The sequence below is a fragment of the Kitasatospora sp. NPDC048715 genome (genome assembly GCF_043198905.1).
GTDB classification, from domain to species: Bacteria; Actinomycetota; Actinomycetes; order Streptomycetales; family Streptomycetaceae; genus Kitasatospora; species Kitasatospora lactacystinica.
The window spans coordinates 101,898-124,956 of record NZ_JBICVH010000013.1 but is presented as its reverse complement, the minus strand read 5'-3'; the positions used below and the strand labels follow the sequence as shown (position 1 = coordinate 124,956).

The 23,059-nt window shown below is 74.6% G+C and carries 1 protein-coding gene; it reads left to right on the top strand.

The window, feature by feature from the left end; all coding sequences use genetic code 11:
• Positions 1 to 105 precede the first annotated feature (105 nt).
• Positions 106 to 23,058 (top strand): SDR family NAD(P)-dependent oxidoreductase, encoded by a 22,953-nt coding sequence (locus tag ACGFSC_RS24195; protein ID WP_359897209.1) that lies wholly within the window; start codon positions 106 to 108, stop codon positions 23,056 to 23,058.
• Position 23,059: the final 1 nt, after the last annotated feature.

The following is a 23,059-nucleotide window of genomic DNA, read 5'->3' as shown; positions in this document are numbered from 1 at the left end:
CTCGATGCTCCGGCCGCCGGCGCGGCCGGAGCCGCACCATCGGGACTGCTACGGAAACACCCCCCCTGCCTTCCTTCATTCCACGGCTCACGAGGTGTCGATGTGATGCGTTTCCCCTTGGATTCGGACGCTGATCGTGTCGCTGTCATCGGAATGGCGGGCAGGCTGCCGAAAGCCCCGGATCCGGAGGCGTTCTGGCGACTGCTGTGCGACGGGTCCGACGCGATCACCGCGCCGCCCGCGGGCCGGCAGGGCGTACGGCACGGCGGCTACCTGGACCGGGTGGACGGCTTCGACGCCGCGTTCTTCGGTGTGTCCCCCCGTGAGGCCGCCGGCATGGACCCGCAGCAGCGGCTCATGCTCGAACTCGCCTGGGAGGCCCTGGAGGACGCCCGGATCGTGCCGGGCACGCTGACGGGCAGTCCGACGGGGGTGTTCGTCGGCTCGATGTGGGAGGACTACACGTCGCTGGCCTACCCCGGTCACATCACGCCGCACACGCTGACCGGCACCAGCCGGGGCGTCATCGCCAACCGCGTCTCGCACTTCCTCGGTGTGCGCGGACCGAGCATGACGGTCGACACGGCCCAGTCGTCGGCGCTGGTCGCGGTGCATCTGGCGGTCGAGAGCCTGCGCCGCGGCGAGTCGGCGCTCGCCCTGGCCGGCGGGGTGAACCTCAACCTGACCGCCGCCCGAGAGGAGGGAGCGGCGGAGTTCGGCGGCCTGTCCCCGGACGACCGCTGCTTCACCTTCGACGCCCGGGCCAACGGCTTCGTCCGCGGCGAGGGCGGCGCCTTCCTCGTCCTGAAACCGCTGGGTCGGGCCCTGGCCGACGGGGACCGCGTCTACGGTGTCGTCCGGGGCAGCGCGGTCAACAACGACGGCGCCACACGGAGCCTGACCGTGCCCAGCGCGCAGGCCCAGGAACAGGTCATCCGCGAGGCACTGGCCCGCGCCGGCGTGCGTCCCGCGGATGTGCAGTACGTGGAGCTGCACGGCACCGGCACCGCTGTCGGCGACCCCGTCGAGGCCGCCGCCCTCGCGGCGGCCTACCGCGACCCGGCCGGGTCCGGCGACGCCGACGGCGCCCTGCGGGTCGGATCCGCCAAGACGAACGTCGGCCACCTGGAAGGCGCCGCGGGCATCGTCGGTCTGCTCAAGGCCGTCCTCAGCGTGTACCACCGCGCACTGCCGCCGAGCCTGAACCACGAAACCCCCAATCCCGGCATCCCTCTCGACGCACTGGCGCTGCGGGTCCAGACCGCTCTGACCCCCTGGCCGCGGCCGGACGCGCCCCTGCTCGCCGGCGTGTCGTCGTTCGGCATGGGCGGCACCAACGCGCACGTGATCGTCGAGCAGGCGCCCGATGCGGCCGGGCCGCCGGCCCGGCGGCCCGCCCCCGAGGCCCGGCCGGCGCCGTGGATCGTCACGGCGCGGACCAAGCAGGCGCTGCGAGCGCAGATCGAGCGCCTGCGCGAGCACGTGCGCAGCCACCCGGACCTGACCGGCGCCGAGGTCGCGCACGCGCTGGCCACCACCAGAACCCGCTTCGCGCACCGCGCGGTCCTGCTCGGCTCCGTCCAGGCCGCCGCCGGCCGGGCCGGCACCCCGGGCCGTACCGTCTTCGTGTTCCCCGGCCAGGGTGCGCAGTGGGTCGGCATGGGCCGGGAGCTGTACGCCGCGTACCCCGTCTTCCGGGCCGCCATGGACGAGTGCGCCCAGGCCCTGGCCCCGTACACCGACTGGTCCCTGGCCGATGTCCTGGACGGCGCTCCGCTCGACCGGGTGGACGTCGTGCAGCCCGCCCTGTTCGCGGTGATGGTGTCCCTGGCGGCACTGTGGCGCTCCTTCGGTGTCGAGCCCGACGCGGTGGTCGGGCACTCGCAGGGCGAGATCGCCGCGGCCTACGTCGCGGGCGCGCTGTCGCTGTCCGACGCGGCCCGGATCGTGGCACTGCGCAGCCGCGCGCTGGTGGCGCTGACCGGCCGGGGCGGCATGGTGTCCGTGGCCCTGTCCGCCGAGCGGGCCGAGGACCACGTGTCGCGCTGGGGCGGCGCGCTGACGGTCGCCGTGGTCAACGCCACCGGCTCGGTCGTGGTGTCCGGCGACACGCAGGCCCTGTCCGAACTGGTCGAGTCCTGCGCGGCGGACGGTGTCCGCGCACGCGTCGTCCCGGTGGACTACGCCTCCCATTCCGCGCACGTCGAGGCGATCCGCGAGCGGCTGCTCACCGAACTGGACGGTGTGCGGCCGCGGCAGGGCACCATCCCGTACTACTCCGCGGTCACCGGTGGCCTCCTCGACGACACCACGGAGCTCGACGCCGGCTACTGGTACCGCAACGTGCGCGAGCCGGTCCGCTTCGACCTGGCCACCGCCGCACTGCTGGCGGACGGGCACGACGTCGTGGTCGAGGTCAGCCCGCACCCGGTGCTGCTGCCCGCCCTCGAACAGACCCTGGAACAGGCCCGCGAGCGGACCGGCGTGCCCGGCGTCGCCACCGGCACGCTGGGCCGTGACCGGGGCGGGCCGGACGTCTTCCTGACCGCGCTGTCCCGGCTGTTCGTGGCCGGCGTGCCGGTCGACTGGTCCCCGGCCGTCGCCGGGACCGCGCCGGTCGACCTGCCCACGTACGCCTTCCAACGCCGTTCGTACTGGCTGCCCGAAGCGACAGCCGGGCAGAGCGGACGGACCCCGGCCGCCCCGGGGACGCACGCCGCGGAGACCGCCGCGCCCGGCCGGCCGGACGGCGGCCCGGAGACCCGCGACACCGGGGCGGGCGGCACGGACACGGGCGGCACGGACACCGGCGACCCCGAGTCGGGCAGCACGGTCGACGCGGCTGCCGTGGTCACCGCGCAGATCGCGCTCGTGCTGGGCCACGAGAACCCCGCGGACATCGATCCCGCGCTCACCTTCAAGGACCTCGGCTTCGACTCGGTCACCGGGCTCGAACTGCGCAACCGCCTGGCCGGCGCCCTGGACCGGCAACTGCCCTCCGGTCTCGTCTTCGACCACCCGACGCCCGCGGAGCTGATCGACTGGCTGCGCACCGGCCCCGGCGACCGGCCGGCCTCCGCCGCCCAAGCCGCCCCCGCTGCCGCGGCCGCCCACGACGACCCGGTCGTCATCGTGGGGATGGGCTGCCGCCTCCCCGGCGGGGTGGCCTCGCCGGACGACCTGTGGCGGCTCGTCGCTGAGGGCGTGGACGCGATCGGCGACTTCCCGGACGACCGCGGCTGGGACCTGGGCGGCCTGTACGACCCGGACCTGCGCGGCCCGGGCACCACGTACACCAACCGGGGCGGGTTCCTGGACGCGGTGGCCGGCTTCGACGCTCCGTTCTTCGGCATCTCGCCCCGCGAGGCGCTCGCCATGGACCCGCAGCAGCGGCTCGTGCTGGAGACGGCCTGGGAGACGTTCGAGCACGCCGGAATCGACCCGGCCTCGCTGCGCGGCGGCCACACCGGCGTGTTCACCGGCGTCTGGTCGTCCGGCTACGCGACCGGGCCGGGCCTGCCGGAGGACCTGGAGGGCTACCTGTTCACCGGCGTCGCGACCAGCGTCACGTCCGGCCGGGTCGCCTACCACCTCGGGCTGCGCGGTCCGGCGCTGTCCGTGGACACCGCCTGCTCGTCCTCCCTGGTCGCTGTCCACCTGGCCGCCCAGGCCCTGCGCGCGGGCGAGTGCTCGCTGGCGCTCGCCGGCGGCGTCACGATCATGGCGACACCGCTGGGCTTCACCGAGTTCTCCCGCCAGCACGGCCTCGCGGCGGACGGCCGCAGCAAGCCCTTCGCCGCCGCGGCCGACGGCACCAGCTGGGCCGAGGGCGCGGGTGTCGTGCTGCTGGAACGTCTGTCGGACGCCCGCCGCAACGGCCACCGGGTGCTGGCGGTCGTCCGGGGCTCGGCGGTGAACCAGGACGGCGCGTCCAACGGGTTGACCGCGCCGAACGGTCCGTCGCAGGAGCGGGTGATCCGTCAGGCGTTGGCGAACGCCGGGTTGGAGCCCTCCGAGGTGGACGCGGTGGAGGCCCACGGCACCGGCACCGCCCTCGGCGATCCCATCGAGGCGCAGGCGCTGCTGGCGACGTACGGTCAGGGGCGGGTGGAGCCGTTGTGGCTGGGGTCGGTGAAGTCGAACATCGGCCACACCCAGGCCGCCGCCGGCGTCGCGGGCCTGATCAAGATGGTCATGGCGATGCGGCACGGCGAACTGCCTCGGACCCTGCACGTGGACGCCCCCTCCCCGCACGTCGACTGGGCCTCCGGCGGCGTCCGGCTGCTGACCGAGGCCCGGCCGTGGCCGGAGCACGAGCACCCGCGCCGCGCGGGCATCTCGGCCTTCGGCATCAGCGGCACCAACGCCCACCTCATTGTCGAGCAGAGCAGCATCGAGCAGTCCTCCGACCCGGACCCCGGCCCCCTTCCCGAAGCCGCCGACCGGGCCGCCCCCACCGCCTGGCTGCTGTCCGCGAAGACCGACGCCGCGCTGCGCGCCCAGGCCGAGCGGCTGTACGCGTACGCGACCGCCCACCCCGACGTCCCGGCCGCCGCGATCAGCCGCGCACTGGCCGCCCGCACCCGGTTCGAGCACCGGGCCGCGGTGGTCGGCGCCGACCGGGACGACCTGCTGTCCGGCCTGGCCGCGCTCCCGCCGGGACTGCCGGGACTGCTGGGCGTGCCTGGCCTGCCTGCCCGTACCGGCGGGACCGTGTTCGTCTTCCCCGGACAGGGGGCGCAGTGGGCGGGCATGGGCCGTGACCTGTACGAGCAGTCCGAGGTCTTCCGCGCCGGCATCGACGCCTGCGCCGCCGCCCTGGCCCCGTACACCGACTGGTCGCTGGTCGACGAACTGCGCCACGGCTCGCTGGACCGCGTCGACGTGGTGCAGCCGGCCCTGTTCGCCGTCATGGTGGCGCTGGCCGACCTGTGGCGGTCCTACGGCGTGCGGCCGGACGCCGTGGTCGGCCACTCCCAGGCGGAGATCGCCGCCGCGTACGTCGCCGGCGCGCTGTCGCTGGGCGACGCCGCCAAGGTCGTGGCGTTGCGGTCCAGGGCGCTGGCCGTCATCGCCGGCCGGGGCGGCATGGTGTCCCTCGCGCTGTCCGTCGAACAGGCCGCCGGCTACCTGGCCCGCTGGGGCGAGCGGCTGACCACCGCCGTGGTGAACGGACCCGCGGCGGTCGTGGTGTCCGGCGGCCTCGACGTGCTGGACGAACTGCTGGCCGCCTGCGAGGCCGACGGCATCCGCGCCCGCCGCCTGCCCGTCGACTACGCCGCCCACTCCGTCCAGGTCGAGGCGATCCGCGAGCAACTGCTCACCGAACTGGCCGGGATCGAGCCGAGAACCGCGGACGTCCCCTTCTACTCCACCGTCACCGCGGAACCGGTCGACACCTCCGCCCTCGACGCCGGCTACTGGTACCGCAACCTCCGCGAACCCGTACGGTTCGACCTGGCCACCGCCCGGCTCACCGCCGACGGCCACGACCTGTTCCTGGAGGTCAGCCCGCACCCCGTGCTGGTGCCCGCGCTGGATGTCGCCGCCACCGGAACACTGCGCCGTGACCACGGCGGCCTCACCGAGTTCCTCGCCGCGGCGGGACGCCTCTACGCCGCCGGAGCCGACGTCGACTGGAAGCCGGTGCTGCCCCGCACCGCACCCGGGGCGGACCTGCCCACGTACGCCTTCCAGCGCGAGCCCTACTGGGTGACCGCGACCCCGCCGGTGCCCCGTGACGACTGGCGGTACGAGGTGGCATGGACGCCGACGAGCGGTACCGCGGCCCCGGTGGACCCGGATCGCTGGCTCGTCCTGGCCACGACCGGGCACCCGTGGGCCGAGGCCCTGCGCGAACGGGGCTTCGCGGTGGCCGACACCTGGGATGCGGCCGACACCTGGGACGTGGCCGGCACCGGGGACGCCCGGCCCGGGCCGGACGGTGTGCTGTCGCTGCTGGCGCTGGACGAGGAGCCGCACCCCGACCACCCGGTGCTCCCGGCGGGCCTGGTCCGCACCCTGGACCTGGTCCGCACCCTGGGTCCGGTGCGCAGCCCGGACCCGGTGAGGACGGCGGCCGTCCCGCTGTGGTGCGCGACCAGCGGCGCCGTGAGCACCTCGGGCACCGACCCGGTCACCAGCCCGGCCCAGGCCCTGGCGTGGGGCACCGGCGCGTCCGCGGCGCTGGAGTTCCCGCACGGCTGGGGCGGCCTGGTCGACCTTCCCGCCGTGCCCGACGAGGAGAGCGTGAACGCGCTGCTCGTCGTGCTCGCCGGCACGGGCGAGGACCAGGTGGCGATCCGCGGCACCCGGCGCTTCGCCAAGCGGCTGCGCCGCAAGGCCTCATCGGGCCCGGCCGCGCGGCCCTGGCGGCCGCGGGGCACGGTGCTGGTCACCGGCGGCACCGGCGCGCTCGGCGGTCATCTGGCCCGCCGCCTCGCGCGGCAGGGCGCGGAGCACATCGTGCTGGCCTCCCGCCGCGGCCCCGACGCACCCGGCGCGGCCGGCCTGCGCGACGAACTGGAGGCAGCCGGGGCGCGGGTGACCGTGGCGGCGTGCGACGTGGCCGACCGGGACGCCCTGCGGGACCTCGTCGCGCGCGTCGGCGGCATCCGCGCGGTCTTCCACACCGCCGGCGTGATCAGGGCGACCAGGCTGGCCGACACGACACCGGCGGAGTTCGCCGAGGTCGTCACGGCCAAGGTCGCCGGGGCGGCGAACCTGGCGGAACTCCTGCCCGACCTCGACGCCTTCGTCCTGTTCTCCTCCACCGTGGGCGTGTGGGGCGACGGCCACGGCGCGGCCTACGCCGCCGGCAACGCCTTCCTCGACGCCCTGGCCGCACAGCACCGGGCCCAGGGCCGCGCCACGACCTCCGTCGCGTGGGGCATCTGGGCCGAAGGCGGCATGGCGGACCTGGAGCCCGTGCGGCACCAGCGCGCCCTGCTCGGCCTCGGCGAACTGGACCCGGGCCGGGCACTCGACGCGCTGCAGGACGTCCTCGACCACGACGAGGCCCTCGCGGTCGTCACCGAGGCCGACTGGGAACAGTTCGCCCGCGCCTACACCCACGCGCGGCCGAGCCGGCTGCTGCGGGACCTGCCCGAGGCCCACAGCCGGCCGCAGGCCCCCCGACCCGTGCCCCCCGCCGGCGGCACCGACCTGCTGGAGCTGATCACCACCCACGTCGCCGGGGTGCTGGGACACGCCACCCCCGAGCGGCTCGACCCCCGGCGGGCGTTCAAGGACCTGGGCTTCGACTCACTGACCGCGGTGGAACTGCGCAACCGCCTGACCGCCGCGCTCGGGACGCAGCTGCCCGCCACCCTCGTCTTCGACCACCCCACCCCGGCGCGGCTGGCCGCCCACCTGTCCGGCGGGTCCGGCGAGCAGGACGCGCCGCGGGCCCCGGCCCCGGCCGCGACGGACGAGCCGATCGCGGTCATCGGCATGGGCTGCCGCTACCCCGGAGGCGTCGGTACCCCCGAGGACCTGTGGCGGCTGGTCGCGGATGGCGTGGACGCGGTCGGCGACTTCCCGGCCGACCGGGGATGGGACATCGACCGCCTGTACGACCCGACGGGAAGCCGCCCCCGCACGTCGAGCACGTCCCAGGGCGGCTTCCTCGACGCCGCCGGAGACTTCGACGCGGCGTTCTTCGGGATATCGCCCCGCGAGGCGCTCGCCATGGACCCGCAGCAGCGCATCCTGCTGGAGACCGCGTGGGAGACCATCGAGTACGCCGGTATCGACCCGACCGCGCTGGAGGGCACACCCACCGGCGTGTTCACCGGCATGTGGTCCACCGGCTACGCCGCCGGGCCGGTCCCCGACGACTTGGAGGGCTACCAGGTCACCGGCACCGCGTCGAGCGTGGGGTCCGGCCGGCTGGCGTACCAGCTGGGCCTGCTCGGCCCGGCACTGTCCCTGGACACCGGCTGCTCGTCGTCCCTGGTGGCCCTGCACCTGGCCGCCCAGGCGCTGCGCTCGGGAGAATGCTCCTTGGCCCTGGCCGGCGGCGTCACCGTCAACGCGGCACCCACGCTGTTCACCGAGATGTCCCGGCAGGGGGCGAGCGCGCCCGACGGCCGCAGCAAGTCCTTCGCCGCCGCGGCCGACGGGGCGGGCTGGGCCGAGGGCGCGGGCCTGCTGCTGCTGGAACGCCTGTCCGACGCCCGCCGCAACGGCCACGAGGTGCTGGCGGTCGTCCGGGGCTCTGCCACCAACCAGGACGGCGCCTCCAACGGCCTGACCGCGCCGAACGGCCCCTCCCAGGAGCGGGTGATCCGTCAGGCCCTCGCCAATGCCGGGTTGGAGCCGTCCGAGGTGGACGCGGTGGAGGCCCACGGTACGGGGACGACGCTCGGCGATCCCATCGAGGCGCAGGCGCTGCTGGCGACGTACGGCCGGGACCGGGACGAGCCGTTGTGGCTGGGGTCGGTGAAGTCGAACATCGGCCACACCCAGGCGGCGGCCGGCGCGGCCGGCCTGATCAAGATGGTCATGGCGATGCGGCACGGCGAACTGCCTCGGACCCTCCACGTGGACGCGCCCACCCCGCACGTCGACTGGGCCTCCGGCGCGGTCCGGCTGCTCACCGAACCGGTCGTCTGGCCCGGGACCGGGCGGCCACGGCGGGCCGCCGTCTCCGCCTTCGGCATCAGCGGCACCAACGCCCACGTCATTATCGAGCAGAGCATCCCCGAACAGCCCGCCGAGGCCGACTCCGCCGCACCCTCCCCCCGGGGCCGCGCGGACGACCAGGTCCTCTGGCCGCTGTCGGCCCGGTCCGAGGCGGCGTTGCGGGAGCAGGCGCGCCGGCTGGGCGCCTTCACCGCCGCGCATCCCGAGGTGAGCCCGGCGGCGGTCGGGGGCGCTCTGGCCGCCCGCACCGTGTTCGAGCACCGGGCCGTGGTGGTGGGCACCGCCGCGGCCCTGGACGCCCTGGCCGAGGGCGGCACGGCGCCGGGTCTGGTCACCGGGACCGCCCGCCCGGTGGGTCGGTCGGTGTTCGTGTTTCCGGGGCAGGGTGCGCAGTGGGTGGGGATGGGCGGGGAGTTGTACGGCTCGGAGCCGGTGTTCCGGGAGGCGATCGATGCGTGTGACGCGGCGTTGGCGCCGTACACGGATTGGTCGTTGGTGGAGGTGCTGACCGGCGGTGGTTCGCTGGAGCGGGTGGATGTGGTGCAGCCCGCGCTGTTCGCGGTGATGGTGGCGCTGGCGGAGTTGTGGCGTGCCCATGGTGTGGAGCCTGATGCCGTCGTGGGGCATTCGCAGGGGGAGATCGCGGCGGCGTACGTGGCGGGGGCGTTGTCGTTGGACGACGCCGCCAGGGTGGTCGCCCTGCGCAGCAAGGCCCTGGTCGCCCTGGCCGGACACGGCGGCATGGTCTCGGTCGCGCTGTCCGCGGACGACGCCGCCGGCTACCTGAGCCCCTGGGACGACCGGATCACCGTCGCGGTGGTCAACTCCGCCTCGACCGTCGTCGTGTCCGGCGAACCCGGGGCCCTGGACGAACTGCTGGCAGCCTGCGCCAGGGACGGCATACGCGCCCGCGCCATCCCCGTCGACTACGCCGCCCACTCGGCGCAGGTCGAGGCGATCCGCGAGCAATTGCTCACCGAACTGGCCGACATCACGCCCCGCTCGGCGGCGATCCCGTTCTACTCCACAGTCACCGGCGAGCCGGTCGACACCTCAGCCCTCGACGCCGATTACTGGTACCGCAACCTCCGTGAACCCGTACGGTTCGACCTGGCCACCGCCCGGCTCACCGCCGACGGCCACGAGGTGCTCGTGGAAGTCAGCCCGCACCCGGTGCTGGTGCAGGACCTGGACGGCGTGGCGACCGGCACCCTGCGCCGCGACCACGGCGCCATCGGGGAATTCCACACCGCCCTGGCCCGCCTCCACGTCCAGGGCGTCGCCGTGACCTGGCCGCACGACCGTCCGCACGGCGTCAGGCTGCCGCGCTACCCCTTCCAGCGCAGCACCTACTGGCTCACCCCCGCGGCCGGCGACCACGGCACCGGGCACCCGCTGGCGGGCACCACGGTCGAACTGCCCGACGGGACCACCGTGCACAGTGGGCGCGTCTCCACCCGCACCCACCCCTGGCTGGCCGACCACGCCGTCGACGGCACCGTCCTGCTGCCCGGCACCGCCTTCCTCGAACTCGCCACCCTGGCCGGCGGGACCCTCGACGACTTCGTCCTGCACCTGCCCCTCGCGCTCTCCGACGCACCCACGGACATCCAGGTCTCGGTCGGGGCCCCGGACGACGCCGGCCGCCGACCGGTCACCGTGCACGCCAAGGGCGGCGACGGCTGGGTCCGCCACGCGTCCGGAACCCTCGGCGGCCAGGTGACGGCCGGTCGCCCCGACTGGCCCGCGAGGAACGCCGAACCCGTGGACCCCGAAGGGTTCTACGCCTACCTCGCCGGACTCGGATACCAGTACGGACCCGCGTTCCGGGGCGTGCGGGAGTTGTGGCGGGGCGAGGACGAACTGTACGCCGAGGTGTCCGTCCCCGACGGCGCCCGCTTCGGCATCCACCCCGCGCTCCTGGACGCCGCACTCCAGCCGCTGATCCTGCTCAGCCCCGACACCCGGGTCCGGCTGCCGTTCTCCTTCTCCGGCGTCGCCGTGCACACCACCGGTGTGTCGTCCGCCCGGGTCCACCTGGCCCGCACGGGCACCGGCACCTACCGCGCGACCCTGACCGACCTGTCCGGCAACCCGGTCGCGGACATCACCGCGCTGACCGTCCGTCCGGCCGCCGAGGCCCGGGCCACGGTGCTGCACACCCGGTGGGTACCCCTCATCGCGGGCCCACCGACCGAGGTGGTGCCGAGCCCGGTACTCGCCGCGGAAGCCGACGCGGACTCCGTGCACGCCCTCGTCCAGCGGGCCCGCGCGCTCGTCCAGGACTTCCTGGCCGGGCAGTCGGAGCGGGCGGCCGCACGCCTGGCCGTCCTGACCCGCGGCGTGGCCGGCGCGGCCGTACGCGGCCTGGTCCGCAGCGCCGCCGCCGAGCACCCCGGCCGGTTCGTCCTGGTCGACATGGGCGACGCGTCCGAGGAGGACGCGGTCCTGGCCGCCATGACGGCCGGCGACGAACCCGAACTGGCCCTGCGCCGGGAAGGCGTCCTGGTGCCGCGGCAGGCCAGGTACGCGCCGGAACCGACCGCCCCCGACGGCGCGTACCGGCTGAGCGAGTCCGGCAGCGGGCAACTGGACGACCTGGCCCTGCTGCCCCGGCAGGAGGCCGCGCTGGAACCCGGACAGGTACGGGTCGCCGTACGCGCGGCCGGCCTGAACTTCCGCGACGTGCTCATCACCCTCGGCATGTACCCGGACCGGCCCCCGTTGGGCGGCGAAGGGGCCGGCACCGTCATCGAGGTCGGCCCCGGCGTCACGGCCTGGCGGCCCGGCGACCGCGTCACGGGAATGATGCCCGGCGCCTTCGGGCCGCGCACGGTCGCCGACCACCGGCTCCTGACGGCGATCCCCGAGGGCTGGAGCTTCACCGAGGCGGCGTCGGTGCCCATCGCGTTCACCACCGCCTGGTACGGGCTGTTCGACCTCGGCGAACTACGCCCCGGCGACCGGGTCCTGGTCCACTCCGGCGCGGGCGGTGTGGGCATGGCCGCCATCCGGTTGGCCCTGAACAGCGGCGCGGAGGTCTTCGCCACCGCGAGCCCCGCCAAGTGGGACACCCTGCGGCGCCTCGGACTGGCGGACGACCACATCGGTTCGTCCCGCGACACCCGGTTCGCCGAGCGGTTCCCGGCCATGGACGTCGTCCTCAACTCGCTCGCGGGAGAACTCACCGACGCCTCCTTGCGGCTGCTCGCCGACGGCGGACGGTTCGTCGAGCTGGGCAGGACGGACATCCGCTCACCCGAGGGCCTGATCTACCGGGCCTTCGACCTCAACGACGTCGACCCCGCGCGGCAGGGCGACATCCTCTCCAAGGTCGTGGCGATGGTCGCCGACGGGACACTGGAGCCGCTGCCGGTCACCGCTGCGGACCTCCGCCAGGCCGTCGCCTCCTTCCGGCTGATGAGCCAGGCCCGCCACACCGGCAAGATCGTCCTCACCGTCCCCCGGCCGATCGACCCCGACGGCACCGTGCTGATCACCGGCGGCACCGGCACCCTCGGCCGGGCCGTCGCCCGGCACCTGGTGTCCCGCTACGGGGTACGGCACCTGCTGCTCGTCAGCCGCGGCGGCGGCGCGGTGCCGCACCTGGAGCCGCAAGGGGACGTCGACGTGCGGGTCGTGGCCTGTGACGTCGCGGACCGGGACGCGCTGGCGGCCGTACTGGACTCGATCCCGGCCGCGCACCCGCTCACCGCCGTCGTCCACGCGGCCGGCGTGCTCGACGACACCGTGGTGGAACGGCTGACCGCAGAGCAGCTCGACCAGGTGCTGCGTCCCAAGGTCGACGGCGCCTGGAACCTGCACGAGCTGACCCGCGAGCACCACCTCGCCGCCTTCGTGCTGTTCTCCGCGGCCGCGGGTGTACTCGGCAACGCCGGCCAGGCCGGCTACGCGGCCGCGAACTCCTACCTCGACGCGTTCGCCGCACACCGGCAGACCCTCGGACTGCCCGCCGTGTCGATGGCCTGGGGCTACTGGGAGCAGGAGAGCGGCATGACCGCCCACCTCACCGCGGCCGACCGCCAACGCCTCGCCCGCCAGGGCATCCGCCCCATCAGCACCGAACGCGCCCTGGCCATGTTCGACACCGCGCTGGCTTCCGGACGTCCCGCGCTGACCACGGCCGACCTCTCGATGCCGCAGACCCTGCCGACGCCGAAGGCCCCCGCGTCGGACCTGCTGTCCCTGGTCGCCGCCCACACCGCCACCGTCCTCGGCCACTCCGACGCCGCCGCGATCACCCCCGCACTCGCCTTCCGCGACCTCGGCTTCGATTCCCTGACCTCCGTGGAACTGCGCAACCGCCTTGCTGGCGCCACCGGCCTGCGGCTGCCCGCGACCCTCGTCTTCGACCACCCCACCCCCGCCGACCTCGCCGACCACCTCACGGCCGAACTCTCCGGTGCGGCAAAGGGTGTGGTGCCGGTGGCGCCGGTGGTGCCCGCGGTGTCGGTGTCGGACGATCCGGTGGTGATCGTGGGCATGGGGTGCCGGTTGCCGGGTGGGGTGGGGTCGCCGGAGGAGCTGTGGCGCCTGGTGTCGGGTGGGGTGGACGCGATCGGGGCGTTCCCGTCGGATCGTGGGTGGGACGTCGAGGGGTTGTTCCATCCGGACGCGGATCATCCCGGGACGTCGTACACGCGGTCGGGTGGGTTCCTGGCGGACGCGGCGGGGTTCGACGCGGATTTCTTCGGGATCTCGCCGCGTGAGGCGCTGGCGATGGATCCGCAGCAGCGGGTGCTGCTGGAGACCGCGTGGGAGACGCTCGAGCATGCGGGGATCGATCCGACGTCGTTGCGGGGCAGCCGGACGGGTGTGTTCACCGGCATCTGGTCCTCCGGCTACGTCGGCAGCCCCGACCAGGCACCGCCCGAAACCGAGGGCTACCTCGCCACCGGCATCTCGCCGAGCATCACCTCCGGCCGGGTCTCCTACCTGCTGGGCCTCCAGGGCCAGGCCGTGTCCGTCGACTCCGCCTGCTCCTCGTCACTGATGGCGATCCACCTCGCCGCGCAGGCACTGCGCTCGGGGGAGTGCACACTCGCCCTGGCCGGCGGGGTGACCGTGAGCGTGACCCCCCTCCAGTTCACGGAGTTCTCCCGCCAGCGCGCCCTGGCCCCCGACGGCCGGTGCAAGCCCTTCTCGTCGACGGCCGACGGTACGGCGTGGGGTGAGGGTGCGGGGCTGGTGCTGCTGGAGCGGTTGTCGGACGCCCGTCGCAACGGGCACCGGGTGCTGGCGGTGGTGCGGGGTTCGGCGGTCAATCAGGACGGCGCGTCCAACGGGTTGACCGCGCCCAACGGCCTCTCCCAGGAGCGGGTGATCCGGCAGGCTCTCGCCAATGCCGGGTTGGAGCCGTCCGAGGTGGACGCGGTGGAGGCGCACGGTACGGGGACGACGCTCGGTGACCCCATCGAGGCGCAGGCGCTGCTGGCGACCTACGGCCGGGACCGGGTGGAGCCGTTGTGGCTGGGGTCGGTGAAGTCGAACATCGGGCACACCCAGGCGGCGGCCGGCGCGGCCGGCCTGATCAAGATGGTCATGGCGATGCGGCACGCCGAACTGCCGCCGACGCTGCACGTCCAGGAGCCCACGCCGCACGTCGAGTGGGACACCGGTGACATCCGGCTGCTGACCGAGGCCCGGCCGTGGCCGGAGACGGGGCGGCCCCGCCGCGCGGGCATCTCGGCCTTCGGGGCCAGCGGCACCAACGCCCACGTCGTCATCGAACAGTTCCTGGAAGAAACCCCCGAACAACCCGCCGCGGACGACTCCGCGGAGCCCACCGTATGGCTGCTGTCCGGCAAGACGGACGACGCCCTCCGCGCCCAGGCCCGACGGCTCGCGGACCACCTCACCGCCCACCCCGGACTCCGGTCGGCCGCGATAGGCCGGGCCCTCGCCACCACCCGCACCATGCTCGCCCACCGGGCGGCCCTGGCGGGCAGCACCCGGACCGACCTCATGGCGGAACTGGCCGCCCTCGCCGACGGAGACCCCCGCGTCATCACGGGGGTGGCCGGTTCGCCGGGTCGGTCGGTGTTCGTGTTCCCGGGGCAGGGGGCGCAGTGGGTGGGTATGGGTGGGGAGTTGTACGGCTCGGAGCCGGTGTTCCGGGAGGCGATCGATGCGTGTGGGGCGGCGTTGGCGCCGTACACGGATTGGTCGTTGGTGGAGGTGCTGGTCGGTGGTGGGTCGCTGGAGCGGGTCGACGTCGTGCAGCCCGCGCTGTTCGCGGTGATGGTGGCGCTGGCGGAGTTGTGGCGTGCCCATGGTGTGGAACCGGATGCCGTCGTGGGGCATTCGCAGGGGGAGATCGCGGCGGCGTACGTGGCCGGGGCGTTGTCCCTGGACGACGCCGCGAAGGTGGTCGCCCTGCGCAGCAAGGCGCTGGCGGTGCTGGCCGACCAGGGCGGCATGGTTTCCATAGGCCTCGGGCATGAGCGGGCCGCCGGGTTCGTGGCCCGCTGGGACGGCCGGCTGACGGTGGCGGTGGTCAACTCGGCGGACAGCGTGGTGGTATCGGGCGACCTGGACGCGCTGGACGAACTGCTGACGGCCTGTGAGGCCGACGGCATCCGCGCCCGCCGCCTGCCCGTCGACTACGCCGCCCACTCCGTCCAGGTCGAGGCGATCCGCGAGCAACTGCTCACCGACCTCGCCGGGATCGAGCCGAGGACCGCGGACGTCCCCTTCTACTCCACCGTCACTGGCGAGCCGGTCGACACCTCCGCCCTCGACGCCGATTACTGGTACCGCAACCTCCGCGAACCCGTACGCTTCGACCTCGCCGTCGAGGCCCTTGCGCAGGACCGGCACGGCGTGTTCGTGGAGGTCAGCCCGCACCCCGTACTGGTGCCGGTGATGGACGGCGTGGCGACCGGCACGCTGCGCCGCGGCGGCGGCAGGCAGGAGTTCCACCTCGCCCTGGCGCGCCTGCACACGCAAGGCGTGGCCGTCGACTGGACGCCGGTCCTCCCCGGCGAGCCCCACCACGTCCCGCTGCCGACGTACGCCTTCCAGCACCGGCCGTACTGGCTGAACCCCGCCGCCGCGAAGGGCGACGTGTCGGCGGCGGGACTGGAATCGGCCGGCCACCCGCTGCTCGGGGCCGTCGTCGAACTGGCCGGGGACCAGAGCGTGCTGCTCACGGGGCGGCTCTCGACGGCCACCCGGCCCTGGCTGGCCGACCACGTCGTCCTGGGCTCCGTGCTGCTGCCCGGCACCGTGTTCGTCGAACTCGCCATGCACGCAGGCCGGCAGGCCGGCTGCGACGTCCTGGACGAACTGGTGCTGGAAGCCCCCATGATCCTGCCGGACGACGGTTCCGTGCCGGTCCAGGTCGTCGTCGGCGCACCGGACGGGACGGGCCGACGCCCCGTCACCGTGCACTCCCGGACGGGCGGCACCTGGCTGCGGCACGCCACCGGCATGCTGGCGACCAGCGGCCGCCCCCACCCGTACGACACCGGCGAGCCCTGGCAGCCGGCCGGTGAGCCCGTCGACCTGACCGACTTCTACGACACCCTCGCCGCCCAGGGCTACGAGTACGGGCCGGTGTTCGCGGGCGTACGCGAGATCCGGCGGCAGGGCGACGAGCTCTATGCCGAGGTGGCGCTGCCCGCCGACACCCGCGACCGCTTCGGTCTCCACCCCGCGCTGCTCGACGCCGCACTCCAGCCGCTGACCCTGCTGGCGGCCGGCCGGCTGCCGTTCTCCTTCGCCGGGGTGTCGATGCGGAAAGCAGGCTCCACGGCCCGGGTCCGCCTCACACCCACCGGCCCCGACACCTTCCGGGTCGCGCTCGCCGACGAATCCGGGCCGCTGGCGGTGATCGACGCGCTGACCGTGCGCCACCGGCCGCCGGGCATGCCGGTCGCCGGGACCGACCAGCTCTTCCGCCTCGACTGGGTGCCCGTCGAGAGCACCGGCGAACCCCCGGCCGTCCACCACGTCACGCCCCCGGCGGGAGACCCCGTGGCGGCCGCGCACACCGTCGCCGCCGAGACGCTGGGCGTGCTCCAGGACTTCCTGCGCGACGGGGACGGCCGGCTGGCCGTCGTGACCCGCGGGGCGGTCGGGCCGGACCCCGTCGACCTGCCGTCCAGCGTCGTCTGGGGCCTGGTCCGCGCGGCCCAGGCGGAACACCCCGACCGGTTCGTGCTCGTCGACACCGACGACCGCGTCCTCGTCGCGGGGGACGAACCGCAGCTCGTCGTCCGCGACGGCGCCGCCCGTGCCGCCCGCCTGGTACGGGCCGAAGCGGCCGCGGCGTCCAGCCCGCTCGACCCGAACGGCACCGTGCTGATCACCGGAGGCACCGGAACGCTGGGCCGCCTCGTCGCCCGGCACCTGCGCGAACAGCACGGCATCCGGCACCTGATCCTGCTCGGCAGGAGCGGGGCGGAGGTGGACTTCGACGCCGAGGTGGTGGCCTGCGACGTGGCCGACCGGGACGCGCTGGCGGCCGTACTGGACTCGATCCCGGCCGCGCACCCGCTGACCGCGGTCGTCCACGCCGCCGGTGTGCTCGACGACGGCGTCGTCGAATCCCTCACGCCCGGCCGGATCGACCGGGTGCTGCGGCCCAAGGCCGACGCCGCCTGGCACCTGCACGAGCTGACGAAGGACCTCGGCCTGAGCGCGTTCGTGCTCTTCTCGTCCGCCGCCGGTGTGCTGGGCGGCCCGGGCCAGGCGAACTACGCCGCCGCGAACGCCTTCCTGGACGCCCTCGCCGTGCACCGGCGTGCCCTGGGTCTGCCGGGCGTGTCGCTGGCCTGGGGACAGTGGGCCGAGGCCAGCGGGCTGACCGAACACCTCAGCGACACTGACCGCAGGCGCCTCGCCCGCGCCGGCGTGCTGCCGATGCCCACGGACCAGGCGCTGGCACTGTTCGACCTGGCCCTGGGCGCCGCCGATCCCGCGCTGGTCCCCGCACACCTCGACCTGTCGGCGGCGTCCACCCGCCCCCTGCTCAGCCGCCTCACCCGTACCCGGCCCGCCCGGCGCACGGACCGGCCGGGCCTGGGCAGGGAACTGGCGGCCCTGCCCGAGACCGAGCAGCACAGCCGCGTCCTGGCACTGGTCACCGGCCAGACGGCCGCGGTCCTCGGCCACCCCGACACCGCGGCCGTCGGCGCCGAGCGGGCCTTCAAGGACCTGGGCTTCGATTCGCTCACCGCGGTGGAACTGCGCAACCGGCTGTCCGCGGTCGCCGGGGTACGGCTGCCCGCGACGATGGTCTTCGACCACCCGACCCCCGACGCTCTGGCCGGCCACCTGCGAGACCTCCTGGTCGGTGCCCGGCGCCAGGCCCCTGCCGTGTCCGTGCCGGTCGGGGTTCCGGTGTCGGACGACCCCGTCGTGGTCGTGGGGTTGGGGGCCCGGTATCCGGGCGGGGTGGGCTCGGCGCAGGAGCTGTGGCGCCTGGTGTCGGGTGGCGTGGACGCGGTGGGTGAGTTCCCGTCGGACCGTGGGTGGGACGTGGGTCGTCTCTACGACCCGGCCGGTGGTCCGGGGAGGTCGTACACGCGGTCGGGCGGCTTCCTCGACGCCGCCGGCGACTTCGACGCGGCGTTCTTCGGGATCTCGCCGCGTGAGGCGCTGGCGATGGATCCGCAGCAGCGGGTGCTGCTGGAGACGGTCTGGGAGACGTTCGAGGACGCGGGGATCGATCCGACGTCGCTGCGGGGCAGCCGGACCGGCGTCTTCACCGGCATCTGGGCCTCCGGATACGGCGCCGGGGCACAGCCGCCCGACCTGGAGGGCTACCTCTCGACGGGAACGGCGACGAGTGTGACCTCCGGGCGGGTGTCGTACCTGCTGGGGCTGGAGGGTCCGGCGGTGTCGGTGGACACGGCGTGCTCGTCGTCGCTGGTGGCGATCCATCTGGCGGCGCAGGCACTGCGCTCGGGGGAGTGCTCACTGGCCCTGGCCGGCGGTGTGACGGTGATGGCGACGCCGGCGGGGTTCGTCGAGTTCTCGCGGCAGCGGGGGCTCGCGGCCGACGGCCGGGTGAAGGCGTTCGCCGAGGCCGCTGACGGTACGGCGTGGGGTGAGGGTGCGGGTGTCGTGCTGCTGGAGCGGTTGTCGGACGCCCGCCGCAACGGGCACCGGGTGCTGGCGGTGGTGCGGGGTTCGGCGGTGAACCAGGACGGGGCGTCGAACGGGCTGACCGCGCCGAACGGTCCGTCGCAGGAGCGGGTGATCCGTCAGGCCCTCGCCAATGCCGGGTTGGAGCCGTCCGAAGTGGATGCGGTGGAGGCGCACGGAACGGGGACGACGCTCGGTGACCCCATCGAGGCGCAGGCGCTGCTGGCGACGTACGGTCAGGACCGGGTGGAGCCGTTGTGGCTGGGGTCGGTGAAGTCGAACATCGGCCACACCCAGGCCGCCGCCGGTGTGGCGGGCGTGATCAAGATGGTCATGGCGATGCGGCACGGTCAACTGCCGCCGACGCTGCACGTCGACGCGCCGACCTCGCACGTCGACTGGGAGTCCGGCAACATCCGGCTGCTCACCGAGGCCCGGCCCTGGCCCGACAGCGGCCACCCGCGCCGCGCGGGCATCTCGGCGTTCGGCATCAGCGGTACGAACGCGCACGTGATCCTGGAGGCACCGGCTCCGGAACCGGCCGAGGAGACGTCGTCCGAGTCCCCCGCCGCTTCAGTGCCCGCAGCCGTCGTGCCGGTGCCGTGGCTGCTGTCGGCCAAGTCCGAGCAGGCCCTGCGCGACCAGGCCCGCAGGCTGCGCGGGTTCCTCGCCGAGCACCCCGAGGTCACGCCGGCCGAGGTGGCCGCGGACCTGGCCGCGCGGGCCCGGTTCCCGCACCGTGCCGTGCTGACGGACCCGGCCGGCCTGGACGCGCTGATCGACGGACAGCCCGGAATCGTCACGGGCACTGCCTCCCAGGGCCGGTCGGCGTTCGTGTTCTCGGGTCAGGGTGGTCAGTGGGCGGGGATGGGGCGGGGTCTGTACCGGGAGTTCCCGGTGTTCGCCCGGGCGCTGGACGAGGTGTGCGGGTTGCTGGGCCTGCCGGTGGAGGTGCTGTTCGAGGACGAGGAAGGCGTACTCGGGGAGACGGAGTTCACGCAGGCCGGGGTGTTCGCGCTGGAGGTGGCGCTGTTCCGGTTGGTGGAGTGGCTGGGGGTGCGGCCGGACTTCGTGGTGGGGCACTCGGTCGGTGAGGTGGCGGCGGCCCATGTGGCGGGGGTCCTGGGGCTGGAGGACGCGTGTGTGCTGGTGGGGGCACGCGGCCGGTTGATGCAGGAGTTGCCCGGTGGTGGGGTGATGGTGTCGCTCCGGGCGTCGGCGGAGGAGGTGCTGGGGTCGCTGGTGCCGGGGGCCGAGGTGGCGGCGGTCAACTCGGCGGACAGCGTGGTGGTGTCGGGGGACGAGGCCGCGGTCGAGGCGGTCGCTGAGGTGTGGCGTGGCCGCGGGCGCCGGGTGCGGCGGTTGGAGGTCAGTCACGCGTTCCATTCGGCGCGGATGGATCCGGTGCTGGAGGAGCTGGGCCGGGTGGCGGCGGGCCTGTCGTTCGGTGAGCCGGTGATCCCGGTGGTCTCGACGGTGGCGGGGCGTCCGGTGGACATGGGCGAGCCCGGGTACTGGGTGCGTCAGGTGCGGGAACCGGTCCGGTTCGCCGATGCCGTGGAATGGCTGACGGGCCAGGGTATGACCGGATTCGTGGAGGTGGGTCCGCATCCGCTGCTGGTGGGGACCGGGTTGATGCGGCGTGATGGTGATTCTCCGGAGCGGCTGTTCGCGGGGCTGGGGCGGTTGTGGGCGGACGGCGCGGTGCGCTGGACGCCGCCGGTGACTACGACCGCGACCACGACGGCGGGCACGTCGGACGTGCGCGTGCCTTCGTACGCCTTCCAGCACCAGCACTACTGGCTCCACCCCACCACCCCGGCACCGACCGGCGACGGCCGGATCGACCACCCGCTGCTGCGGGACGCCATGGAACTCCCCGACGACAACGGCGTGGTGCTGACGGGACGACTCGCCACCGCCGCGCAGCCGTGGCTCACCGAACACGTCATCTCCGGCTCGCCCCTGCTGCCCGCCGCGGCGTTCGTGGACCTGGCGCTCCGGGCCGGCGAACACGTCGGCCGCCCGGCGGTCGAGGACCTGACGCTGGAGACACCGCTGGTGGTCGCGGACGGCGTGCAGGTGTCCGTGACCGTCGGCCCCGACCGGGCGGGTCGGCGCAGCGTCTCGATCCACTCGCGCGCGGACGGCGAGTGGGTACGGCACGCCACCGGCACCCTGGGCGCCGTACCCGCCGTACCCGCCGTACCCGCCGTACCCGCCGCACCACCGGAGCCCTGGGCACGGCAGTGGCCGCCGCACGCTGAAGCCGTCGACCTCGACGCCTTCTACGACAACCTGGCCGACGCCGGATTCGCCTACGGCACGGCCTTCCAAGGCCTGCGAGCGGCCTGGCGCGACGGCGACACCCTCTACGCGGAGGTGGCCGTACCCTCCGGCGACACCCGGTTCGCCCTGCACCCCGCCCTGCTCGACGCCGCGATCCAGATCGTGACCGTCGCCGACGACCGGGCGAAGATGCCGTTCTCCTTCGCCGGGATCTCCTGGTGGCGCGGCGCCGAGCACGCCAGGGTCCGGCTGACCATGACAGGCCAGGACACCTGCGCGATCGGCCTCGCCGACCAGTCGGGCGCACCGGTCGCCGAGATCGCCTCGTTGACCCTGCGCCGGCCGGCCGGTGCCACCACGCAGGAGGTGCCGTACCAGGTGGCGTGGCCGGTCCTGGAAGCGGCGACCACCGAACCGGACATCCCGGTCCACCACGCCACATCGCCCGTCGAGACGCTGCGGGTGATCCAGGACTTCCTCACCACGGACACCCCGCGCATGGTGGTCGCCACGCGCAACGCCGTGCCGGTCCGGCCGGGCGAGGACGTCGATCCGCAGGCCGCCGCCGTCTGGGGCCTGGTCCGCTCGGCCGCCACCGAGCACCCCGGCCGGTTCGTGCTGGTCGACGGTCACGACGGCGACGAGGTCCGGCTGGCCGGGGACGAACCCCAGCTCGCGATCCGCGCCGGCGCCGTTCACGTCCCCCGCCTCGAACGGGCGCGGACCGAACCGCTGCCCTCGCCGCTCAGCCCCGGGGGCACGGTGCTCGTCACCGGCGGCACCGGCACCCTGGGCGGCACGATCGCCCGCCACCTCGCCGTACGGCACGGCGTGCGGCACCTGCTGCTGGTCGGCCGGCGCGGCCCGGACGCCCCCGGCGCGGCCGCGCTGATCGCCGACCTGGCCGCGCTGGGCGCGACCGCCGACATCGTGGCGTGCGACGTGTCCGACCGCGAGGCGGTGGCGCGGCTGCTCGCCGAACACCCGGTCACCTCGGTGATCCACGCCGCGGGCACGCTGGCCGACACCGTCGTGGAATCCCTCACCCCGCGGCAGTTCGCGCGCGTGTGGGAGCCGAAGGCCCTCGCGGCGCGGCACCTCCACGAACTGACCTCGGACCTGGAGGCGTTCGTGCTGTTCTCGTCGGCGGCCGGTGTGCTGGGCGGCGCGGGCCAGGCGAACTACGCGGCGGCGAACGCGTACCTCGACGGCCTCGCCGCACACCGGCACGCCCAGGGCAAGCCGGCCGTGTCGCTCGCCTGGGGCTACTGGGCGGAGGCCAGCGGCATGACCGGAGGTCTGACCGCCACCGACCGGCACCGCCTGGCCAGGGCCGGCGTACGGCCGCTGCCGACGACGGACGCGCTGGCCCTGTTCGACACCGCGCTGACCGCGGGCACCCCCGCCCTCGCCCCCGTCAGGTTCGACCTGCCGGCGCTGCGCCGCGCCGGTGATCCGCCCGCCCTGCTGCGGGAGCTGGTGCGGCCCCGGCGCAGGCAGGCCGCCGACCGCGTGTGGACGCAGGCCGACGTGCTGCGACTCGTCGTGGGCCAGGTCGCCGTCGTCCTGGGGCACTCGTCACCGGAGGCGGTCAAACCCGACCAGGCGTTCACCGACATCGGGTTCGACTCGCTCACCGCCGTGGAACTGCGCAACCAGCTCGACGCGGACACCGGCCTGCGCCTGCCCGCCACGCTCGTCTTCGACCACCCGACACCGGCCCGCCTCGCCGCCTTCGTGCACACGCGGCTGCGCGGCACCGAACCCGACCCCCTGCTCGCCGGCCTCGACCGGCTCAAGTCCACCCTGGACGCGGCAGCGGCCGACGCCGACTACGAGACCGTCGCGGCCCGCCTCGAAGCACTTCTCGCGGCCTGGACCGCCAGACGTACCGGCTCCGCGGCCGGTGTCGACGAGGCCAGCGACGACGAACTGTTCAGCCTTCTGGACGATGCGCACCGCAGGACCGAGGTCATCCGCTCGGGCGAGTCCCGCAACGGTGAGGAGTAGC

Excerpts from the sequence above, each read along its gene's own strand:
- ACGFSC_RS24195 (WP_359897209.1), top strand. The coding sequence starts at position 106 with ATGCGTTTCCCCTTGGATTCGGACGCTGATCGTGTCGCTGTCATCGGA.